This is a genomic window from Pseudomonas sp. ACN8 (assembly GCF_002303925.1).
Lineage (GTDB): Bacteria > Pseudomonadota > Gammaproteobacteria > Pseudomonadales > Pseudomonadaceae > Aquipseudomonas.
This window is the reverse complement of sequence record NZ_MRCS01000010.1, coordinates 124,456-146,272: the sequence shown is the minus strand read 5'-3', so window position 1 is coordinate 146,272 and position 21,817 is coordinate 124,456. Positions and strand designations below refer to the sequence as shown.

Here is a 21,817-nt window from a genome sequence, read left to right as displayed (position 1 = left end):
TCATCATCCGCAACAACGGTGTCGAGATCGATCGTGTGCCGGTTCAACTCGATGGCACTTGGAGCTTCACGCCGAACCCGCCGCTGAACAATGGCTCGACCAACGTGTTCGATGTGATTGCCCAGGATCCGGCCGGTAACCAGAGTGCGCCGTCTGCTTCGTGGACCATCACGATCGATACCGATGCGCCGACCACCTCGGCAATTGTCGATAGCATGGGCAAGGACAGCGGTGCTGACAGTGGCGACTTCCTCACCAACGATGGCAGCGCCGGGCGTTTGATTCAGGGATCGTTGACGGCGGCGTTGGCGGCGGATGAAAAGGTACAGATCTCCATCGACGGCGGTGCGACCTGGCTTGATGTGCTGGTGAATGCCGGTAATACGTGGAGCTTCCTCGACCAGAACAATCACTCCGGTGATTGGACCATACAGACCCGTGTAGTTGACGCTGCTGGTAACGCCAACGTTACCAGCCAATCAATCACATTGGATCGCTTGGCTCCCGATGCACCTGATACGTTCGCGATCAGTGGCACGACTGTCACCGTTGCATTTGATGGCAGCAGCTTGACTGAGGGTGACACCATTCAGGTAGTGGTGGGCAGCGAGCGATTTGAGCAACAGCTGACCCAGGCACAGATTGATGCAGGTTCGGTTGATGTAGTCACCACAACCGGTGTGTCGATGTCCAACACTTCTGCCTCGTTTATCGATCAGGCGGGTAACTCTTCGCAGGTTCTGACGTTCTTTACTTCGTCTTCTGATTTCGAAGATTTTGCGCCTGTCGACGTAAATAGTAGCGGCTCCTTAGATTTCGGTGGATTTACTTTCAGATGGGATGACTCAACATCATCCAACCCTGTTTGGTGGCCACGGGGCATCGTTGAGGCAGGCAAGACCACTGGAGATGGACTGCTAACACCTTCCATTGGTTTGGGAGTATGGGGGGGAGGCTTTAATGATGCGCGACTCACTTTGAACAATGGGGAGACGGCGACAGAAGTCAACTTCTCTCTTGGTGAGCTGCTTGCTTCTACTATGATTTTAAGGTTCTTCAATGCCGACGGAAACCAAATCCATACAGTTGTTTTAACTGGCGCAATGCTCCAAGAAGTCAGTGTAACCATGCCTACTGGGCTAGAGTTTAGTTATATGGAATTTGACACTGCTCTAGGCGAGTGGTTCTGGCTTGATAACTTCGAATTCGTAGGTACGTCAGAAGGCTTCGAAAAGAACGATCCAGCGACCAACCAGACGATTGACGGCACAGGCGCCTATCTTGGCGGTGACACCGACAACGTCTTTTCGTTGAGCGATGTGGCACACCTGAATGCAGCGGACAGTTCTATCAATGGCGGCACCGGCGTCGACACTTTGAGCCTAACGGGAACTGGTCAGGTCCTTGATCTGGCGACCATCGCCGGGAAGCTCGAGTCGATTGAAATCATCGACATCACCGGCACCGGCGACAACACCCTGAACCTCTCTCTGAGCGACGTTCTGGAACTGGGTGAGAGTTCATTGTTCACCGAAGACGAGACCGTACAGATGATGGTCAAAGGCAATGCCGGCGACGTGGTCAATCTGGACGATCTGCTGGCCGACGGTACCGATCCGGGTGACTGGGCCGGTCAGGGTCAAGTCACGGTCGAGGGTGTGACGTACAACGTCTTCCAGCACTCGAGTCTCGATGCTCAGTTGCTGGTTCAGGACGGGGTGACCACCAACCTGGTGTAAACGCGAACACCCTGCGCAGACCTTGTCTGTGCAGGGCGCTCGATGCCATGCGGTTGGTTCGTCCAGCCTCAATCCAATTCATTAGCTGCGGGCGCCTTGGGGTGTTCGCAGTGGAGTCATGATTATGTTTAAACGTATAGCCGTCCTTAACGTTGCATTGCTGAGCGTGGCCCTGGCCAGTGCCCAGTTTGCCACGGCCGAGGAATTCAAGTCGGGCACTGTCTCGGACAAAGTCTTCGGCACTCAATATGCCCCGGTGGCACCGGTTGCCGATCGTCAGGTGCAAGTGGTGTATTACCGCGCCAACGCCATGGGCACCCAACAGGGCGCTGCCCACGTGTATGTCGACCGCGAGTTTCATGCCGGTCTGCTGCCCGGTGGTTACAGCGCGTTTTGCGTGGCACCGGGCAATCACAGCCTGGGCGCCTATTTGAAAGATGCCCCGCAATACAAAGGTAAAAGCACCGATGTGTTCTCGGCCAGCCTGGACGGCGGCAAGACCTACTTCCTGCGGGTTCGCGAAGACGGTCATGGCGCCCCTCAACCGGTCGCGCGGGTAGAAGCGGAACGTGAGCTGGCGGGCATGCGCAAGCAGATTCAGGCATTGTCCCGCGCCTCGACCGTGCAGGCCTGTGACTATCTGCCGATGGCACCGGCCCCGTTCACGGATTACGCCTTGTCCGGTGACGTACTGTTTGCCTTCGGCAAATCGGGCTATCAGGACATCACCTTCCAGGGCCGTGAAGCGATTCGCCAACTGGTCAGCCGTCTCAAGCAGGAAAACGCCAACCTGGAGCGCATCGAAGTGGTCGGTCATACCGACTCGATCGGTTCGGCGGCCAGTAACCACCTGCTGGGCCTCAAGCGTGCCCAGACCGTGCGGCGCATGCTGCTCGAAGGTGGTCTGCCAGCCTCGGCGGTACAGGCCAGCAGCGCCGGCGCCAATGAGCCTGTGACCAGCGGCTGCTACGGCTCCCGCGCCGAGAAGGTCGCTTGCTACGCGGCGGATCGTCGTGTCGTGGTGCGGGTGCATACCCAACGCTGATGCTCAACGGGGAGGTTTGCCCTCCTCGTTTTTTAGCCCGACGCAAGGGATGCGTCGGGTTTTTTTTGCCTGTTGCACGGCGTTTCTCACTGGGGCGAACAGCCACGGGGCGAGCGCCTGTCGGCGATTTCTGAGACGGGTCTTATATCGGGGCCGATGGGGCTTTCGGATAATCAAGGTTCGAACGGTTGCCCTGACGGACAGCCCCATTCTGTTGATAGTCCTGGCGCCCCGACGGGTTGACGCCGACGATGGAACCAAGATGAATTTCATGCGAAACACGAATCGAGTGGTGTGGCTGGGAGGCTGCGCGTTACTGGCCGCCTGTCCCGTACTGGCGCAGGAGCCCAAGGCCGGTCAGGTCGCCGGTCGGGTGTTTTATGCTGCGTATATGGGGCTGCCACCGGTCGATGTCGATCAAGCGCAAGTGGTGTATTACCGCAGCAAGGAAGGCGTGCAGCGTGGGGGGGCCGCCCATGTATACATCGATCGTGAGTTCCACACGGGCCTGTTGCCGGGTGGTTTCAGCAGCTTCTGCCTGGCGCCCGGCAATCACACCCTGGGCGCGTACCTGGACGATGCGCCGACCTACAAAGGCAAAAAAACCGATCTGTACCTGGCCAGCCTGGAAGGCGGCAAGACCTATTACCTGAAGGTCCGGGAGGACGGCAATACCTTCCCCATGCCGATCAAGCGTGAAGAGGCCGAACGTGAATTGCAGGCTACGCGCTCGCAGATGCACGCCTTGTCCCGCGCCACGAGCGTCGAGGTCTGCCGTTACTACGAGCACTTGAAGGACGAGGAACGTTTCAAGCATTACACCCTGGCCAGTGATGTGTTGTTCGCCTATGGCAAGTCGGATCTGCGCGACATCAGCGGGGCTGGCCGTCACGCCATCAGTCAGCTGCTTGATGAGCTGCATCGTGACGATGCACAGATCAAGCATGTTCAGGTGACGGGCCATACCGATCCGCTCGGCACGGCATTCGACAATCAACTGTTGGGTGAACGCCGGGCCAGCACCGTGCGGCAAATGCTGGTCGACGGTGGCGTGCCCGAGTCGATCCTCAGCACTGCCGGCGCTGGCAGCCGCGAGCCGGTGGTGCACACCTGCTACGGCCCACGGGTCGAGCAGATCAACTGTTATGCCCCGAATCGCCGGGTGGAAATTCGCGTGGAGCTGAACCGCAACCCGCTATAAAGAATCGCTCCCTCTCGAGAAGCTCTGCTTCTTGATTTTGCCCGTCGTGTTCAGCTTCAGAACCGACGGGATTTTTTTGTCCGGCGTTTGTTGAAGGTTACCGTTATCGGCCAGTGACCAGCGGGTCGGAATCTTCCAGCAAGTGCCGCTCAAGTGACTCAATAGCGCTCAGCAGGGTTTCCACCTGTTCGCTACAGCTCAGGGCGTCACCCTTGAACGCCAGTGACTCCAATTGCGTACAGGCATCGATGAGTTCCCGGGCATCGGCCATTTGGGCTCCGCCCTTGATCTTGTGGGCCAGGCTGATCATGTTCTCGAAGTCCTCGTCGAGCATCAGTTGCTTGAGCCGGGCACTGTCTGTGCGATTGGTATTGATCAGTTCGTCCAGCAAGGCCGGATAGGCTTCGGGCGCCAGCACCCGGAGTTTCTGCAGTTCGCCACCTGAAGTGCGGGCGGCTTTCGCCCGGCGCTCGACCTGAGCGGCCACGGCACCGATATGTTGAGTCAGGGCTTCGATGCCAATGGGTTTGAACAGACACTGGGTCATGCCGACATCAAGGCAGTCTTGAATGATTTGCGTCTGGGCATGGGCGGTGAGACCGAAAATCGGGTGGGCGCCCAAAGCTTGGGACTGCTCGATGCCGCGCATTTGCCGGGTGAGCTCATAACCGTCCATTTGCGGCATGTTGCAGTCGGTGATGGTCAGGTCGAACGGTGGATCAGCCTGCTTCCATTCGGCCAATGCCGTCTCACCGTTATCGCAGGCGACCGCGCGGTGGCCCAGGTATTCGATCTGCTGACAGAGCAACAGGCGATTCGGTGCGTGGTCCTCGACCACCAGAATGTTCAGGCGCTGATTGGTTGGGCTGGAGGGCGCGACCGGTGCTGATGCAGGGGCTTGCCGGGTACGTTCGGCAGTGAATTGCAGGGTAAAGCAAGCGCCCTGGCCAGGCTGGCTTTCAACGCTCAACCGGGCATCGAGAAGTGTCGCCAATCGGGTACAGATGCTCAACCCGAGGCCAGTGCTGCGCCCGCCGCCGACGTTTGGCGATGCCTGCACAAAAGGCTCGAAGATGGCTTTTTTCTGCGATTCGTTGAGGCCGATACCGGTATCGCGAACCTCAATGGCGTAGCGTCCGAACCCCGACCTGGTGTCATCGGGCAATTGCTTGAGGGACAACTGGACCAAGCCATGCTGGGTGAACTTGATGGCATTGCTGATCAGGTTGGCGACTATCTGATTGAGCATCAGCGAGTCGATGATCACCTGCTGATCATCGGCTTCGAGCAGCAACTCGAACCTCAGATTCTTGTTTTGCGCATTGATCTCAAACAGCTTGTGAACGGAACGCAGCAGCTCTGCGAGGTGGGTTGGCCGTGGCGATGGATGCATGGCCCCGGCTTCGATTTTCGACAGGTCCAGAATATCGCCGATCAATGACAGCAAGGACTGCGCGGACTGGTGTGCCACCGTCAGGTTTTCATCGATCTGTTGCGGGCTGCCACCGCGCACGCGGAGCATTTCGATGAGGCCGATCAGGGCGCTGATCGGGGTACGGATTTCATGGCTCATACTGGCCAGGAAAATCGATTTGGAATCGTTGGCCTCGTCGGCGGCTTCCTTGGCCAGGCGCAGCTGTTCCATCAGGTGTTCGCGTTCACTGATATCCAGCCAGCCGCCAATCACTCCGGAAAACTCACCAGAGCTACTCAAGAACGGCAGGGTCCAGTGATAGATACGTCGTGATTGGCCCTGCACTTCGATTTCCAGGTCGGCGAAGGTCGGTTCTCCATGCCGCTCGGTATCCTGATAGACCTGCTGGTACTGGCGGCTCAATTGCGGCGAAATGACACCGGCGTCGAGTAAAGTCTTGCCGATAACCTTTTCGTGGGTGGTTTGCAAAAACTCCAGGTAGGCCCGGTTGCAGTGAGCCAGTCGGCCAGACTTGTCGCGCACATAAAGGGCGATGGGCGAACCATCGATCAGGGTTTTACTGAAGGTCAGTTGGTCACTGAGGGCCAACTCGGCGCTGCGGCGCCTCTTGATCTGGATTTGCAGATAGTAGTTCCAGACCAGGAACGCCAGGACGAAGGCGATGGCCACGGCGATGACTTTATAGACGTCGTCCTTGTAGGTGCTCCAGGAACTGGAGACGGCCGGGGCCGCGTGATTACGCCAGCGATCGCTCAGCGTCTTGAGCTCTTCGGGAGGGATACCCAGAAGCACCTTGTTGATGATGCTTTTGAGCGGCATGTCATCCATACCGACGGCCATTGCAATACGTCCCGGGTTGGGTCCGAGCACTGCGGCGATCTTCAGATCCTCGCGGAAATGGTGCTTGATGAAGTAGTCGGCGCCGAAGCGGGTGTGCACGCTGGCATCCACTTCACCCTTGGACAGCAGTTCGATGCCGCGCACTGCCGTGGCGACCGGAACCTGGGTGATCTCGGGATGGTGTCGGGTGAGCCAGTTGGAAAGTGGATTGCCGACAGGAATGGCCAGGCGCTTGTTCTTGAGTTCATTGATGCTCTGGATGGTCGCCCCGGAGCGCGAAGTGACCACCACGAACGGACTGATGAGGTAAGGCCGGGTGTACTGCTCGGGCATCAGTCGCAAGTCACCGATGCTCAAGGAGGCGATGACATCGGCCTCTTTGTCCTTGAGTTGGGCGAGCATGCTGGGAACGCTGTTGTTGCGGATGATTTCAAGTTCAAGGCCCGTGCGTTGCTGGACTATTTTCAACAGGTCCGCGCTCAGGCCCTGGAGCCGGTCGTGGTCATCGAAAAATGTCAGCGGTGCATAAGACCCGGCTACCAGCACCCTGATCTTGCGATGGGTTGCGAGCCAGGCGGTCTCGGTCGAATCCAGGTTCAGTGGCGGTTGTTCGACGACGAAGTTGTTGCTCAGCCCCCAGCGCGTGGTGACGCGCATCATGTCGGTGGGAGAGATCGCATCGAGGGTGTTGTTGATCGCCGCCAGTAACTGCGGCTTGCGATCACTGACGGCAAAGTTGATGTCGGCCGAGGTGGAGACAGCATCGCCGGAAATATAAACGTCGTTGCTGTACAGCAGCCTGATCAGGAATTCGGCAGTGATGGCGTCGGTCCAGAGGGCATCGGCCTGGTCATAGACCAGTGCGGTCAGGCTGTTCAAATGGTTGGTGTGCTGGATCAACGTCGCCTGTGGATATTGCCGGTGCAGAAATGCACCGACCGTGTCGTCACCCACGTAGGCCAAGCGCTGCCCGTGCAGATCCGTGGAAGGCAGCAAGGTTTCACCGAGGCGCCGGACAATGACTTTGCGGTTCAGCAGATAGGGACGGGACTGGGTAATCGCGCCCTCCTGGCCTTCGCTCACGTCATGTAGCGCGAGCATGTCGACCTGACCTTTCTCAAGGGCTTCCCTGGCCTTGGCGCGGGTTGCGAAGCGCCAGATTTTCAGGCGTATGCCAGTGGCCTCGCGTATTGCCCCGAGGTAATCGGCCGTGACGCCTTCGAACTGACTTTGTTCGAAGCCCATGTGCAAGGGCGGTAGCGCGCCAGTCCAGATGGCCACACTGACTTCGGGATGGCGCGCGAGCCAGGCTTGGGTTTGTATATCGAATTCGACATGGGGAGCGGTGATCGGCGCGTTGACCAGCAGCTCTACCGGCTGCGGAGCCTTGGCCAACACATTCGCTACGGGCAGAAACGCCAGCAAAGCCAGCAGCCAGGCAAATGAAAAACGAGAGATATTCAAGGCGTTCCGTTCCGTAGAGAGCACTGACGATCAAGCCCGTTGAAGATAGGTCCTGGGGGGGCCACGGGCACTACGCTGATGAATCTAGCAACCTTGTGCGATCTTGTCTTGGCGTCCGATGCGCCGATCCCCCCTCTCCTCCCCGACGGCCAGAGGCCGCGTCTTTTAATGACGCGGCACTCAACTGCCGGTGCGCAACCAGCGAGCCAGTGTACCGGCCCCCGCATACTGTCGGAAAATCGCCTGGTAGCCGTCGAAGCGATTGTTGATTTCGTTGACCTGATTGCCGTAGTGCTCGTTCTCGGCGGTCAGCACATCCAGCAGCGTCCGTCGGCCCAGATGGTGCCATTGCTGGAAAAAGTCCTCGCGGATGCGGCTGGATTCCACCGACAGCTCACGATAAAGCTCTGAACGCTCGAGCAAGGTGCGGGCATCGTGATCGGCGGTGCGGATGCGGAACTCCAGGTCGCGGCGCTGCTGATCGGTTTCGAAGCGGCTGGCTTCGGCGCGTTGCAGGGCCGCACGTTCGGCGGCGCGAGTGGAGCCGCCGCGAAACGCCCCCCAGGTCATCGAAAGATTGGTTTGCCATGGCTGTTCGCGGCCGAGCGAGTCTTCAGCGGTACTTTTGCTGACCACCCAGTTCAACTGCGGCAACCCGCCTGCGCGCACGGCTTTGGCTTGCAACTCGGCCGACTCCGTTTCAGCGATGGACTGGCGAATGGTCGGGTGCTCCTTGGCATCGTCGAGCAGAAGGTCGAGGTTCGCCAGCCGAATGTTCCATTCCTTGGTTCGCGGAATCGCCACCGGGCGTTCGCCCACCAGTTTGCTCAAGGTGATTTCGGCGTCCCGGGCCTTGGCATTGGCCGAGTCGCGCAAAGCCTGTGCCTGCAGCAAACGCGCCTTGGCCTGGGTCAGCTCGCTGGAGCGTCCCTGGTCGACGGCGACAATGCCGGCGAGCATCTTCACCAATTCACTCATGCGGTCGGCGAACTGCTGGCTGAGGTCGACGATGATGCGCTGTTTGCCCAGCTCGATCATTGTGGTGACCACCTCGTAGCCGAGGGTTTCCTTTTCAGCCTCAAGGCTTTCATCGGCGGCTTTGGACAAGTGCTTGCGGCTGTCGATGGTGTTGCGAATGCGCCCCCAGTCATAAACCGGCGTGGTCACGGCCAGATTGATGCCGCCGCTGCCAGAGTCCTCATCGGAGCCTTTGCCGAACTTCACCGGAGAGGTCTGCGTACCGACATCCACTTGTGGATAGCGTTGCCCGCGGGCTTCAGCGATGTCTTCTTCGGTGGCTTGTTGTTCGGCCTTGGCGCGCTCGATCGTCGGGGCCCGATCGATGGCTGCCTCCACGGCGCGATTGAATATGTCGCGCAATTCAAACTCGGACGGTCCGAGGATGGTGTTGCCTTCCCCGCGACGAGCGGCTATACGGGGCGGCAATGCTGCCAGGGACAACGCTGAAACACTATGGACCTGTTGTTCCGCGGCGCGCGCAACACTGGACGTGGTGGGCGGTTTTGCCGCGCCTGGAGCCGTGACTGGAGCCGTGACCGCCGGCGTACTGGCCGGCCGTGGCGCAGGGATGGCATTGGCCGCCACGCTCGACGTGGTCGGGGTGAAGTTGAGCAGTTCGTCTTTCTTGTGTTTGGTCGAGACTGGCGCGGCAGGTTGGCGCGCCGTGCGCGGCTGTACCAGGGCCTGCGTGACTTGGGGTTGTGATGTCCGGCCGGCCGCCGATGGTGACGGGCGTACGGGGGTGGTTTTGGGTGTCGATGCAGATTGGAACTCCACTAAGCCCCCCTCGCGCCGCGCCGTGGCCGTCGCCGCGGGTTGTGCTGGCGTGACACGGGTAAAGCTCGGCAACTCTTCAGCCAGGGCAAGGCCGCAGCTCAATCCCCCTAGCAGACAGGAAGAGACCAGCAAGGCTGCCGAGGCGAACGGAAAACGGTGGTTATTCGAGACGTTCATCCTAGCGCTCCCGGAAAGCTTCACGTGCCTTGAGCACGGGCTTGAGCAGGTAGTCGAGAATGGTTTTTTCACCGGTGCGCACCTCCACCGAGGCGACCATTCCGGGAATGATCGGCAATGACCGGCCACCTGCTTCCAGGGTGCTGCTGTCGGTCAGGACCAGCACCCGGTAATAGGTGTCGTCAGGCCGTCCGGCCGCCGCTTTTTGATCGTCTTTCAGGGTATCGGGGCTGATGTGCTCGACTTGTCCTTTGAGACCGCCATAAATGGCGTAGTCATAGGCCGTGATCTTCACTGTCGCGGGTAGGCCGGGGCGCAAGAACGCTACATCGGCGGGGCGAATCTTGCCCTCGACCAACAGTTGGTCCTCCAGGGGGACGATTTCCAGAATGTGCTCGCCGGGCTGGATCACTCCGCCACGGGTATTGACCCGTACGTTCTTCACCGTGCCGCGCACGGGAGCATTGATGGTGGTGCGTTCGACCACATCGGCACGTCCCACCAGGTTCTCGCTGGTCTGCGACAGCTCCAGTTCGAACTTGGCCAATTCCGAGTTGGCCTCCGCCTGGTAGCGGTTGATCCGCTCGACGATCTGCGATTTGATCTCGTTGGCCGAACGCCGCATGCGCAGGATTTCGACCTCGGACATGAGCCCCTTGGCTGCCAGCGGCTCGGCCAACTGGATTTCGCGGGCCGACAAGGCATAGCTGCGTTGCAGGGACGCGATGCTCTCGTCCAGGGCACTCTTGCGTGCTTTGTAGGCTTGTTGTTCCTGCAGGACCACGGCCGGATCGCTCATGACCATTTCGTCGAACTCCAGCGGCTGCTGGTACGCTTCGGCCCGTAGTCGGGTGATGCTGGCCTTGAGGCCGATCACCTTGGACAGGGTTTCGCGATAGCTGGCCTGGGCCCGGGTCGGGTCGATTTTGAGTAATACCTGATCCTTCTCCACGATGTCGCCTTCGCGCACATTCATCTCGGCAAGAATGCCGCCTTCGAGGCTTTGTATGACCTGTTCACGACTCTTCGAAATGATCTTCGCTTCACCGAGGGTGATCTCTTCGACGCGAGCGAAATAGGCCCAGACCAAACCACCGATCAGCACGGCGGCAATCAGTTGGAGGACAAGCCTGGAACCCGGTGTGGTCTGGGCCAGCAGCGACTCCTGAACATCGTTCATGAATGCCGCGTCGCCGGGCATCAAAGCCGGTGCGCTCTCGCCCCGGCCGAATATTTTCTTGATCATTGTTTAGTCACCGCAGATTGTTCCGGGGGATTGGCGCTCTGCGCCGAGGCATCGCTTTCGCTGATGGCTCCAGGCGTTGCGGTAACGGCTGCAGGCACAGGACGGGCCGGGCCGATCTTCACGTTGGTGCGAGGTTTGGCCGTTGCCGTGGCAGCGGCTTTATCCATGTCCTTGGCAGGCTTGCCACTCAAGGCTTCGAGGATCTTGTCCTTGGGGCCGTCGGCGGTGACCTTGCCGTCATCGACGATGATGATCCGATCTACCAATGCGAGGAGCGAAGGACGGTGGGTGACCACCACCAGGGTCTGGCCTTCAGTGGCGCGCTTGAGATGCTCGAGAAATTGCGTTTCGGTCTGCCCGTCCATTGCGCTGGTGGGTTCATCCAGCAACAACAGACTGGGGCGCGCCAGCAGGCTGCGAGCCAGGGACACCAGTTGACGCTGGCCGCCCGACAAACCTTCCCCCATTTCACCGATGGGCAGGTTGATGCCTTTGGGATGACGCGCGGCGACGTGGTCCAGGCCTGTCAGTCGCAGTACCCGCAGGAACTCTTCGGGCGTGGCTTCAGGTTTGCCGATCATGACGTTTTCCCGCAGCGTGCCGTAGAACAGGCGCGCTTCCTGACCGACGTAACCAACCGCTTTACGCCAGTCCGCCGGGTCGATCTGGTTGACGTCCAGGCCATCGGTGAACATCTGTCCGTTCACCGGCAGGTACAGACGCGCCATCACCCGTAGCAGGGTAGATTTGCCACTGCCGATACGCCCCAGGATGGCCACGCGCTCACCTGGCTTGATCGACAGATTGATGCCTTGCAGCACGGGTGGGTTGGGCTGCATGGGCGGGGCGGGGTAGGCAAAACCAACGTCCTTGAGGCTCAGTTGGCCACTGATCGTTGGCTTGGCCAGATACTCGCGAGTGACGTCTCGATCGACCGGCATCTCCATCAGACCATTGAGCGAGCTCATCGCTGCCTTGGCTTGCTGGTAGCGCAAGGCAAGCCCGACGACCTGGCTCAACGGCGCGGTGGCGCGACCGGCGAGCATCACGGTAGCGATCAGCGCACCCATGGTCAGATCACCGGCGTCGATCAGGTAGACACCGATGACGATCAGCGCCACGGTCTGGATCTGTTGCAGGAACGCGACCGAGCCGGATGCCATGCTGGACAGTTCGCGCGACTTCATCGAGGTGTTGGCAGCCAATGCGCTGAAGGTTTCCCAGCGTCGCTGCATGTAAGCCTCACCGCCGGTTGCCTTGAGGGTTTCCAGGCCTTCCACGGACTCGATCAGCACGCCTTGCTTGAGAGAAGACTCTCGCAGGTTTTCCTTCATGGTGCGGGCCAGCGGCCACTGGATTGCCACGCTGATGATCAGGATCAGCGGAATCAGCAGCAACGGCACCCAGCCCAAAGGACCACCCACAGCGAAAATCACACCCACGAACAGCAACACGAAGGGCAGATCGGAAATGGTTGCCAGGGTCGCCGAAGTGGCGAAGTCACGAACGGATTCGAATTCGCGCAACTGGTTGGCAAATGAACCGGAGGAAGCTGGCTTGTGCTCCATCTGGATCGAGAGGGCTTGTCGAAACAGCATCGTGCCCAGCACCAGATCGGCTTTTTTTCCGGCAAGGTCCAGCAAGTGCGCCCGCACATAACGGGCGATGGCCTCGAACACCATGGCCACGACCACACCGATTGCCAATGACCAGAGCGTGATGAATGCCTGGTTCGGCACAACGCGGTCGTAGACGTTCATGGTGAAGAAAATGCTGGCCAGTGCCAGTACGTTGATCAGTACGGCGGCAATCGCTGCGCTGCGGTAATAACGACGGTAGCGCCATAGCGTGGAGAACAGCCAATGGCCGGCGGCTTGCGGGGTTTCATCGCCGGCGCGTGCATCGACCTTGGCCGTCGGCTTCATGAGAATGGCGAAACCGGTGTACATCTCGTCCATCTCGGCCTGGCCGATTTCTACTGGCTCATTGCTGATCTCAGGCAGAACCAACTGGTACAACCAGGCGCGTTTGTCTTCTGCGTCAGGATCAGGGCGATGCCCCAGCAAAATGCAGCCGCCTCGATCCTTGCGCAGCAGAATGATGGGCATCAGTTGCTTGGGCAAAGCCTTGGCGGAGCGCTCGACCATTCCCGCGGTCAGCCCGGCATTGCTCAGGCTGCGCATGGCCAGCGAAGGCGTGAGCAAGCCGACTTTAGGCAATCCGGCGGTCAACGCCTGAGGTGATTTTCCCAGAGCATAGTGATCACAGATCCAGGACACGCTCTGCAGCAGAGTGTCCTGAATCTGTGTTTGCGGCGCAGGTATCGCCTGCTCGTCCACGCTTGCTGCGGCGGACGTACTTTGAGTAGCCATCAAATTGAGTCCTGGCCCGCCTCGTGGCGAGCTTGTCGAAAAGTATCGGCGGGGAGTGGAGGGCACTGGAGTGAGGCCGCAAGCTGCAAAACGTCTCCCGATCATTGGGATAATTCTGATCAGCGAGGGGACAGGTGTGAACGAGACTTGTCCCAAAAGCCATTGGGACGAATACCGCTTCTTGAGCATGAAGCGAGTCGACCGAACAAGGCACGCAATGGCCCAGCGGGCGTTTTTCAGGCTTGGTAAATGTCCGTAACCCACTGAAAAACGGACGATCGCCGTCAGGGATAACAAATCGAATGACTTGTTCTAATCGGGTGCATAGGAAAAGCTTTTTGCAGTTTTCTTTCAGTCGGCACTTAGGATAAGGTGCAGCGAGCAAGCAAGGGCTGTAGGAAAATTCCGAATATCAGTGCTGTGGAGTCCTAAGAATGAAGTGGTCGGTCGTTTCCCCTCTGCGAATCGTTCTGGTCGATGATCACGCTCTGATACGAGAAGCGCTGAAAGTCCGACTTTCCACCGAGTCGGACTTCAAGGTGGTCGGGGTTTACTCTGGAAGCGCAGAGCTGGTAGAGGCGTTGCGTGGTGAAAAAGCCAATCTGCTGGTTCTGGATTATCAATTGCGCGATGGCGAGCTGGACGGCCTGCGCTTGATCCAGTTGTTGCGTAGCCATTACCCAGAGCTGCGCATCCTTATTTTTTCCTCCGTGGAACGACCGGCGACGGTCAACATGGCCATTCGTGCTGGCGCCAATGGCTTTTTCGGTAAGTCCCAGGATACCGAAGAACTGTTGCGAGCAATTCGTACGGTGGCGCTGGATCGCTTGTACCTTTCGCCATCGATGGCCGCGGAACTGGACTCGACTCCCAAGATGCCAACGGCGATCCCCGAAGCTGGGGAGGCAGGGGAAAACATCGGTATGCTGGTCAACTATCCGGCACTCTCACCCAAAGAGCGTGAGGTGTTGCGTTGTTGTCTGGAGGGGATGTCGGTTTCTCAGATCGCGATCAAGTTTCTACGCAGTCGAAAAACCATCAGCGGACAGAAGCAGGCTGCACTGCGCAAGTTGAATGTGCGCACGGATACCGAATTGTTCAAGCTGCACCTGGACCTCAAGGACATTTGAGCAGTCGCTCGAAATTGCCTATCTCTGCGTATAGAAGATGTGATCGCCGATACGCACGGTTTTTTCCAAACGCTGAGTCCAGAGCGGTCGAACCCGCTTGGCATGAAAATGCGTAGCCCCTTGGGTAATGTCAGGGTGCTCGCCATCGATCACGCCCCTGGCGACGGCCTGGGCTTTTTTCCAGGCTTGAGGCTCCCGCGGAGTCTTGTTGCGTTTTGAATCTGTCCAGGAAAACTGCCCGCGCTCATAAACCACTTGGCAGACCTTACCGGGTACCCATTCAGCACGGTTCATGGTTACCATGGCCACCGCAATTTGCCCGGATTTAGGCTCCCCGCGGGCTTCATGATAAATATTCAACGCCAAACAGAACAATGCACTACCGGGGGTCATTTATTTATGTTCCTTGCCACTTGTGTTCGTGAGCACAGTTTTTCCGGGCACGACTAACCATCGGCCGGGTAATCATCAACGGCGTCCAGGGAAGTTATTTGTGCTCCAGAGTTACACTTTTTTGTTTTCAACTACTTTGACTGTGCTGCGAATGTTGTCCGAAATTTCGCCCTGATTAACTGAGCTCGATTGTCAATATATGGTCAGGGCTCTGCCAGTCTGTTGCGTTTTGCCAGGTCATAAAGTTCTAGCAGGTTGTTCGCATTGAGTTTGACCAGCAATCGGGTCTTGTAGGTACTAACGGTCTTGCTGCTGAGCGACAGACGTTCGGCAATCTGTTTATTACTCAGCCCCTGGGCCAGTTGTTGCAGCACTCCCAGTTCGCGAACGGAGAGTGTTTTGAGTAGTTCTTCGTCCCGATCCTTGCCCCCTTCACGGCGGGTCAGACAAAAAGCCCGATCAGGAAAATAACTGTATCCACTGCCTACCGCCCGGATGGCGCTGACCAGTTCGCACAGGTCGTCATGCTTGTTGACGAAGCCATGGGCACCGGCTTCCATACAGCGTATCGCTATGTGAGTGGAGACTTGAGCGGTCAACACAATGATTTTTACTGGCATGCGCTGGGCTGCCAGGCGGCTGATGACCGTCAGCCCATCAACCTTTGGCAGCCCTATGTCGAGAATCACTGTTCCTGGCTGATGTTCATGGATGAGGGCCAGAGCATCCGTTCCGTTTTCCGCTTCACCCACAATCGTGTAACCCTCATCCTCCAGCAAGCAGCGAACGGCCATGCGGACGACTGGATGGTCATCGATTATTACAATCTGCTTATTCATTGTGCGGCCACTGGGTGAGACGAGGTCGGTGATTTTTAACCGGTAACCCGGGTGTTAGCAATTCCTCACCGTTTTTTTGAGACAAGTCTTGAAAGGTTCAGATACGTGATTATTTTGTATATAAAATATTTTTTGCAGCATTGAACATGTTTTCCGTTCCGGCCCGTCAGTTCTTTTGCAGTTGAGTGCTGCTTGATATTTCTATTGTTGTTTTTTGTTTTGAAGTTTGCTTGGTCAACACTCGCAAGACATTAAGTTACGAGTGTTTCTTGCTTTTGGTCGTATTGTGCGGACTCCAGGCGTGTCGCCAAGCCACCACCACGGTCGGATACTCGCAACAGATCTCGAAGAAAGCTCGCGCAGGCAGTCGCGCTTTCGATCGGCCAGTTCACTTTGCCAATGCCGTGTGAGTGTGGGAATTCGAGGCAGATCATGGCCGGGGTCGATTCATCAGACCAACGTGATGAACTGGAGGTCTGGCTGACGGCAGGCCGTTACCGGTTCGCACTCAAAAAAATCTGACACTCCCCCGGTGTCAGGATAGTTGTTTGCACTTTTTAGCGAATATCCGTGACCTGTTTTTAATCTGAGAACTTTTTCGAAAGGAAACTGTAACGTTCCTCGTTTAGTGCGCTCTAGCGATGTGACTCATGGGGGTGTCTTGCGCGAATGCAAGCTTCCTTTTTGGGGTACTACTCGGTGGGTGCATACCGCCCGAGAATAATTAAATCCTATTACCAGCGGTCAAGGATTCTAGATGAACTCGAATGATAAAGGCAGCAATGCAACGCAGCGGGTCACTGAGGCGGGGCTATTGGTCGATATGTTGAACAACGGGAGCCTGGCGGGCCTGGATGTCGGCTCATTGTCGGCGCCGTCGATCACCGCAGTGCTGGATCTCCACGGCGCTACGCAAATTGTCGATAACGGCGGCAGCATGGACGATCCCTCTCCGCAATTGCGCGGTAGCGGTGAACCAGGCTCAGTCGTGACGATCTACGATAATGGCCAGGTATTGGGACAGACGTTGGTCGACAAAACGGGCGGTTGGAGCTTGCAGGTATTTTTCGACACCCTGATTGAGCCGGGTGAGCATACCTTTACCGTGGTCAATGAAGCGGGCGAGGGTTCTGAGCCGTTCAAGGTGACGGTCACTGCGGCGGCCGTCGCCCAGCCGGTAATCACCTCGGCTTACGACAATGTGGATGAAACCGGCACAATCATAAGTGGCGGGAATACGGATGACAGCATCCCGACTTTCTTCGGCCTTGGCGAGCCAGGCACCTACGTTTACCTATACCAGGACGACAAGGTCGTTTCCAGGGCCTTGGTGGGGGCAGATGGCAATTGGACAATCGATTCAGATGAGTTGTCGCCGGGGCAGCACGTGTTCACCGTGAGGGCTCACGGTGGTGAGCATTCGCCACCGTTTGTACTGAACGTGACCGCAATTCCTGACATCCCCTCTAACAAGCCGGTAATCGAATCGATTTACGACGATGTGGGTCAATCAGGCACGGTCGTCAGCGGCGGTAGCACCGATGACAACATCCCGACCTTCAGCGGCAAGGGCGAGCCGGGGATCCGCATTTACCTGTTTGAGGGCAACACGCGTCTGGCCAGCACGGTGGTGGATGCGGACGGCAGTTGGACGATCAGCGGGCAGGTCTGGTTAGCGCCAGGTGAACACGTGTTTACGCTGACGGACAATAACGGCGAGCGTTCGGAACCGTTCGTGTTGAACGTGACCGACACTTCTGAAGTTCCTGAGGCTCCTGAGGCTCCTGAGGTTCCTGAGGTTCCTGAGGTTCCTGAGGTTCCTGAGGTTCCTGAAACACCTTCTGGCAAGCCAGTGATCGAGTCGATTTTCGATGATGTGGGTCAATCAGGCACGGTCGTCAGCGGCGGTAGCACCGATGACAACATCCCGACCTTCAGCGGCAAGGGCGAGCCGGGGATCCGCATTTACCTGTTTGAGGGCAACACGCGTCTGGCCAGCACGGTGGTGGATGCGGACGGCAGTTGGACGATCAGCGGGCAGGTCTGGTTGGCGCCAGGTGAACACGTGTTTACGCTGACGGACAATAACGGCGAGCGTTCGGAACCATTCGTGTTGAACGTGACCGAGGCTACTCTTGGCAAGCCGGTGATCGAATCTGCAGTGGACAATATCGGTGTCGACATTGGCTTGATTGGCAACGGTGCTATCACCGACGATGCGCGACCAACACTCAAGGGTCATGGCGAGCCCAATACCGCAGTCTCGTTGTACGTAGACGGCAGGTATATGGTGAGTGCCGTGGTGGCCGAAGATGGTAGCTGGAGCCTGCTCTCGCCGCGTGCTCTTACACCCGGCGAGCACGTTTTCACCGTGAGGGGGGATAATGTGGTGTCGGATCCATTCGTGTTGACTGTGATCAACGCCCCGCAAGCGGCAACATTGGTGATCGAGTCAGCGATTGACCAGACCGGTCCAGTGACTGGCGTGATTGGCGACGGTAGTGCCACTGACGAGCATCAGCCGGTCTTCCGTGGCCATGGTGAGCCAGACGCCCCGGTGTTCTTGTTTGTCAGCACGGGCGGAGAGCGCTTGTTGGTCGGTAGCGGTGTAGTGCAGTCAGACGGTACGTGGGAAGTGGGTATTGATATCAACCTCTCAGTGGCCTCAGGCCACAATGTGTTCACAGTGTCCGATGGTGTAAGCGACTCGGCCCCGTTCACCCTGCACATTGGTAGTGATGAATCGACATTGAGGATGGCAGCGCAAGCCGATACCGTCGTCGACCTGGAGCCGCTTACCCTGTCGTTGTCCGACCTGTTGCAGGATGTATCGAGCGAGTTGTTTACCCATGAAGTGGCGTTGCCTCTGATCAGTGACGTGCACCCGGAGTTGGATCTGGGTGTCGTTGTTGAAACCGACGGTGGTGTCAACGTCTCGGTGGGCGTTCTGAGTCTGATACTGGAGCCAGAGTTGGCTCACGTGGCGTAAGACGGGCAATCACTCGGGCCAATGCGGTCTCGGTACCCGCGTGCATATCCATGGGTTCGGTGGCGAGCCAGATGGCGTCGATGCGGATCATCGCAACAGATCTCGAAGAAAGCTCGCGCAGGCAGTCGCGCTTTCGATCGGCCAGTTCACTTTGCCGATGCCGTGTGAGTGTGGGAATTCGAGGCAGATCATGGCCGGCGTCGATTCATCAGACCAACGTGATGAACTGGAGGCCTGCCTGACGGCAGGCCGTTACCGGTTCGCAAACAAAAAAATCTGACACTCCCTACAACGCATCCACTTCAGATTTAAATCAATTACATCGTTACAACCGTGTAATTTTTTCAAGTCACCAATCTCTCCTTATCAACAAGGTTTCTTCAGAAGCTTTGTGGGCCTGCATTTCAGCTATAGCCATAGGAGTTACCAAGCATGTCTATAAAAAAACGTTCCATCGAAAACGCTGCTGTCAATTCGGACATATCACAGTCCCAAGCTGCCACTGCGGTGACGCCGAGTGCTACGCCCACCTTGGGCGTAAATAGCAATCCTTCCGCCACGACCACCCCCTCTGCGCCCGCCATCACGGCGGTATTCGACAATGTCGGGGAAAGCGTAGGCTTGCGTGGTAATAACAGCAGCACAGACGACACTCGCCCTACCCTCCAGGGCATCGCCGAACCCAATAGTGTGGTGACTATCCGTGACAACGGTGTCGTGCTCGGGTCAGCTGAAGCAAATGCCTTCGGCGAGTGGAGTTTCACCCCCCTCACCGACCTGACTCCTGGTGACTACAATCTGCGCGTCAGCGACTCTTTCGATCAGTTGAGCGAGTTGTTCGTGTTACGTGTTCTGGCACCGGGAGAAGCGGCACCCGAAGTCGGCATCACGTTCTATCTCGATGACTCCGGCGCACAACAAGGGTACTTCCACAACAACTCCAGCACCGACGATGCCCGGCCCACCTTCGGTGGTGTTGCTCAAGCCAATGCCGTCGTCACGATCTATGAAGGCGAACAAATCATCGGTTCAACCCAGGCTGACGCCAGGGGTAATTGGCAATTCACGCCAACCAATGACCTGAGCGCAGGCGCGCATAGTTTCACGGTGACCGATGCCAGCGGTCAGCGCAGCGACACCTTCAACGTACAGATCCTGGACCCGACGCAAGCACCTGACCCAAGGCCTGGCATCCATTCGGCTATCGACAATGCAGGCCCAAGCCAGGGCAACCTCGGCAACGGCGCCAGCACCGACGACAACCTGCCGGTGTTGTCCGGCCACGGCAAGCCCGACAGTGTTCTCAATGTGTATGCCGGCGGTACTTACCAGGGTTGGGTTAACGTTGATGGCAGCGGTAATTGGTCCTTCAGCTTCATCCAGCCACTGCCCGAGGGAAATCAGATCCTCACCGTGGTGGACACCGCCAATGGCTTGACCAGCGCGGACTTCAACTTACATATTGAACCCTCGCCAGCTTTACCTGCGGCACCCAGTATCGAGTCGGTCTTTGACAATGTCGGCACCAGCCAAGGCAACCTTTTCAACGGCGCCAGCACCGACGACCTTCGCCCGCAACTTCTGGGTAAAGGACAGCCCAACAGCGAGATACATATCCTCGATAACGGCAGCTACCTGAACTCGGTCAAGGTCGACAGCAATGGCAACTGGTCACTCAGCCTCTTCAAGGATCTGAGTGGCGGTACACACAGCTTCACCGTAGTGAATGCTGCCGGCCAGAGCGGTCCAGCCTTCGAACTGAATATCGCAGCTGCACCTGCGCCAAGTATTGAGTCGGTCTTTGACAATGTCGGCGCCAGCCAGGGCAACCTTGCCAACGGCGCCAGCACCGATGATTTCCGTCCGCAGTTGCTAGGGAAAGGTCAGCCCAACAGCGAGATACATATCCTCGATAACGGCAGCTACCTGAACTCGGTCAAGGTCGACAGCAACGGCAACTGGTCACTCAGCCTCTTCAAGGATCTGAGTGGCGGTACACACAGCTTCACCGTAGTGAATGCTGCCGGCCAGAGCGGTCCAGCCTTCGAACTGAATATCGCCGTTGCAACTGCGCCTGCGCCAAGTATTGTGACGGTCCAGGATAATGTCGGCGGTGAACAGGCATTTCTCGCCAGTGGCGCCACCACCGATGACGCTCGCCCTGGTCTGTATGGGGAAGGCAGACCTAACTCGGTTATCACTATCTATGACGGTGAGCAGGTGATCGGCTCGACGACGAGCGACTTCAACGGTAATTGGTACTTCAGCCCCCGTGCTGACCTGTCTCTGGGCGATCACCATTTCGTAGCTGTCGATAGTACTGGCGAACGTAGCGAGACCTTTTCGCTGACGGTAGAAGCTCAGGCACCATTTATCAGCCACTTTGCTGACAACGTGGGTAGCGAGACTGGCTTCTTTGGTGATGGAGACACCACTGATGACGCCAGGCCTACGTTCGGTGGCAATGGCATACCTGATAGCCTGATCACTTTCTACAGCGACGATCAAGTCATCGGCTCGACTCAAACGCTTGCTAACGGCCAGTGGCAGTTCACTCCGGCAGAGCCCTTAAATGAAGGCAATCACAGTATTAGCGCGATAAGCGCCAATGGCCTGGTCAGCAATACGTTCGAGCTGACGGTCACCCCACTGACCAAGGCGAACGGACTGTTGGGGCTGACGCTGTCCGATGTATTGAGCGATACAGGTGAACACTTCTTTGTGTCCGCGGTACCTGAAGTCAGTAGCGGGTTCTCGGCAGAGGCCTTGGAGTTCGATGCACAATCGTTCGCTCTAGACAGTGCATTGTCGTCAACTCCCGCCACCGATTACGGGGTAGTCGTTCAAGCTAGCCTGACGATGGCCGACTTGATGGAGCAGGTGCAGCCGCATTAACCGAAGACTGTAAAAGTCTCGATTGAAACCATCAGTCGCTTCGGGTCTTGATACGACTCCAAATCAGCAGGTGGCAACAGGTGTGATGCATGACGCGATGAGCGTCCGCCGTCGAGATAAGCAGGATCGCCCCGCTTGAGGGATATGAGCGCAGAAAATTGCTGGTCTTGAATCATTCAAGACCAGCATTGCGTTCGTTCGAGCCCAAAATCCGAGCAACAGACTTTCTGAGCTAGAGGATGCTCAGACTTCTGA

12 protein-coding genes are annotated in these 21,817 nt (G+C 57.7%); 6 read left to right on the top strand and 6 right to left on the bottom strand.

The genetic code is table 11. The annotated features are described in order from the left end of the window. The 3 genes from BSF44_RS30295 to BSF44_RS08130 form a co-directional block, all read left to right on the top strand. On the top strand, positions 1–1,739 hold a 1,739-nt coding region (locus BSF44_RS30295), incomplete at its 5' end, for an Ig-like domain-containing protein (RefSeq protein ID WP_218194548.1). A gap of 124 nt (positions 1,740–1,863) precedes the next feature. Continuing rightward, a complete protein-coding gene (locus BSF44_RS08135) occupies positions 1,864–2,784 on the top strand; it encodes an OmpA family protein (protein ID WP_095943054.1) in 921 nt (306 codons plus the stop codon). 271 nt (positions 2,785–3,055) lie between these two features. Beyond that, on the top strand, positions 3,056–3,985 hold the full coding sequence (locus BSF44_RS08130) for an OmpA family protein (protein ID WP_172435318.1): 930 nt from the start codon (positions 3,056–3,058) through the stop codon (positions 3,983–3,985). A gap of 103 nt (positions 3,986–4,088) precedes the next feature. On the opposite strand, the gene BSF44_RS08125 is transcribed toward BSF44_RS08130, so the two are convergent. The 4 genes from BSF44_RS08125 to BSF44_RS08110 all read right to left on the bottom strand — a co-directional run bounded on the left by BSF44_RS08125 (position 4,089) and on the right by BSF44_RS08110 (position 13,316). Beyond that, the gene (locus tag BSF44_RS08125; protein WP_095943052.1) at positions 4,089–7,724 is read right to left on the bottom strand and encodes a transporter substrate-binding domain-containing protein; all 3,636 of its coding nucleotides are present in this window, start codon (positions 7,722–7,724) and stop codon (positions 4,089–4,091) included. Positions 7,725–7,904: 180 nt separating this feature from the next. Beyond that, complete coding sequence (locus BSF44_RS08120; RefSeq protein WP_095943051.1) at positions 7,905–9,698, bottom strand: TolC family protein; 1,794 nt, start codon at positions 9,696–9,698, stop codon at positions 7,905–7,907. Position 9,699: 1 nt separating this feature from the next. Then, positions 9,700–10,944, bottom strand: a complete 1,245-nt coding sequence (locus tag BSF44_RS08115; protein ID WP_095943050.1) for an HlyD family type I secretion periplasmic adaptor subunit — start codon at positions 10,942–10,944, stop codon at positions 9,700–9,702. Then, a complete protein-coding gene (locus BSF44_RS08110; RefSeq protein ID WP_095943049.1) occupies positions 10,941–13,316 on the bottom strand; it encodes a type I secretion system permease/ATPase in 2,376 nt (791 codons plus the stop codon). Before BSF44_RS08110 ends, BSF44_RS08115 begins: the two co-directional genes overlap by 4 nt. Before the next feature lie 434 nt (positions 13,317–13,750). Between BSF44_RS08110 and BSF44_RS08105 the strand changes: the two genes are divergently transcribed. Next, entirely contained in the window at positions 13,751–14,446 is a 696-nt protein-coding gene (locus BSF44_RS08105; RefSeq protein WP_095943048.1) for a response regulator transcription factor, read from the top strand. An 18-nt stretch (positions 14,447–14,464) separates the two neighbouring features. Here BSF44_RS08105 and BSF44_RS08100 read toward each other — a convergent pair whose 3' ends face one another. Beyond that, the gene (locus tag BSF44_RS08100) at positions 14,465–14,839 is read right to left on the bottom strand and encodes a cell wall hydrolase (protein WP_095943047.1); all 375 of its coding nucleotides are present in this window, start codon (positions 14,837–14,839) and stop codon (positions 14,465–14,467) included. A 203-nt stretch (positions 14,840–15,042) separates the two neighbouring features. Then, a complete protein-coding gene (locus tag BSF44_RS08095; protein ID WP_095943046.1) occupies positions 15,043–15,678 on the bottom strand; it encodes a response regulator transcription factor in 636 nt (211 codons plus the stop codon). Positions 15,679–16,435: 757 nt separating this feature from the next. Between BSF44_RS08095 and BSF44_RS29585 the strand changes: the two genes are divergently transcribed. Both BSF44_RS29585 and BSF44_RS08060 read left to right on the top strand, forming a co-directional pair. Beyond that, on the top strand, positions 16,436–18,667 hold the full coding sequence (locus tag BSF44_RS29585; RefSeq protein WP_141250013.1) for an Ig-like domain-containing protein: 2,232 nt from the start codon (positions 16,436–16,438) through the stop codon (positions 18,665–18,667). 432 nt (positions 18,668–19,099) lie between these two features. Then, positions 19,100–21,562: an Ig-like domain-containing protein gene (locus BSF44_RS08060; protein ID WP_141250012.1), complete on the top strand. Its 2,463-nt coding sequence runs from the start codon at positions 19,100–19,102 to the stop codon at positions 21,560–21,562. Positions 21,563–21,817: the final 255 nt, after the last annotated feature.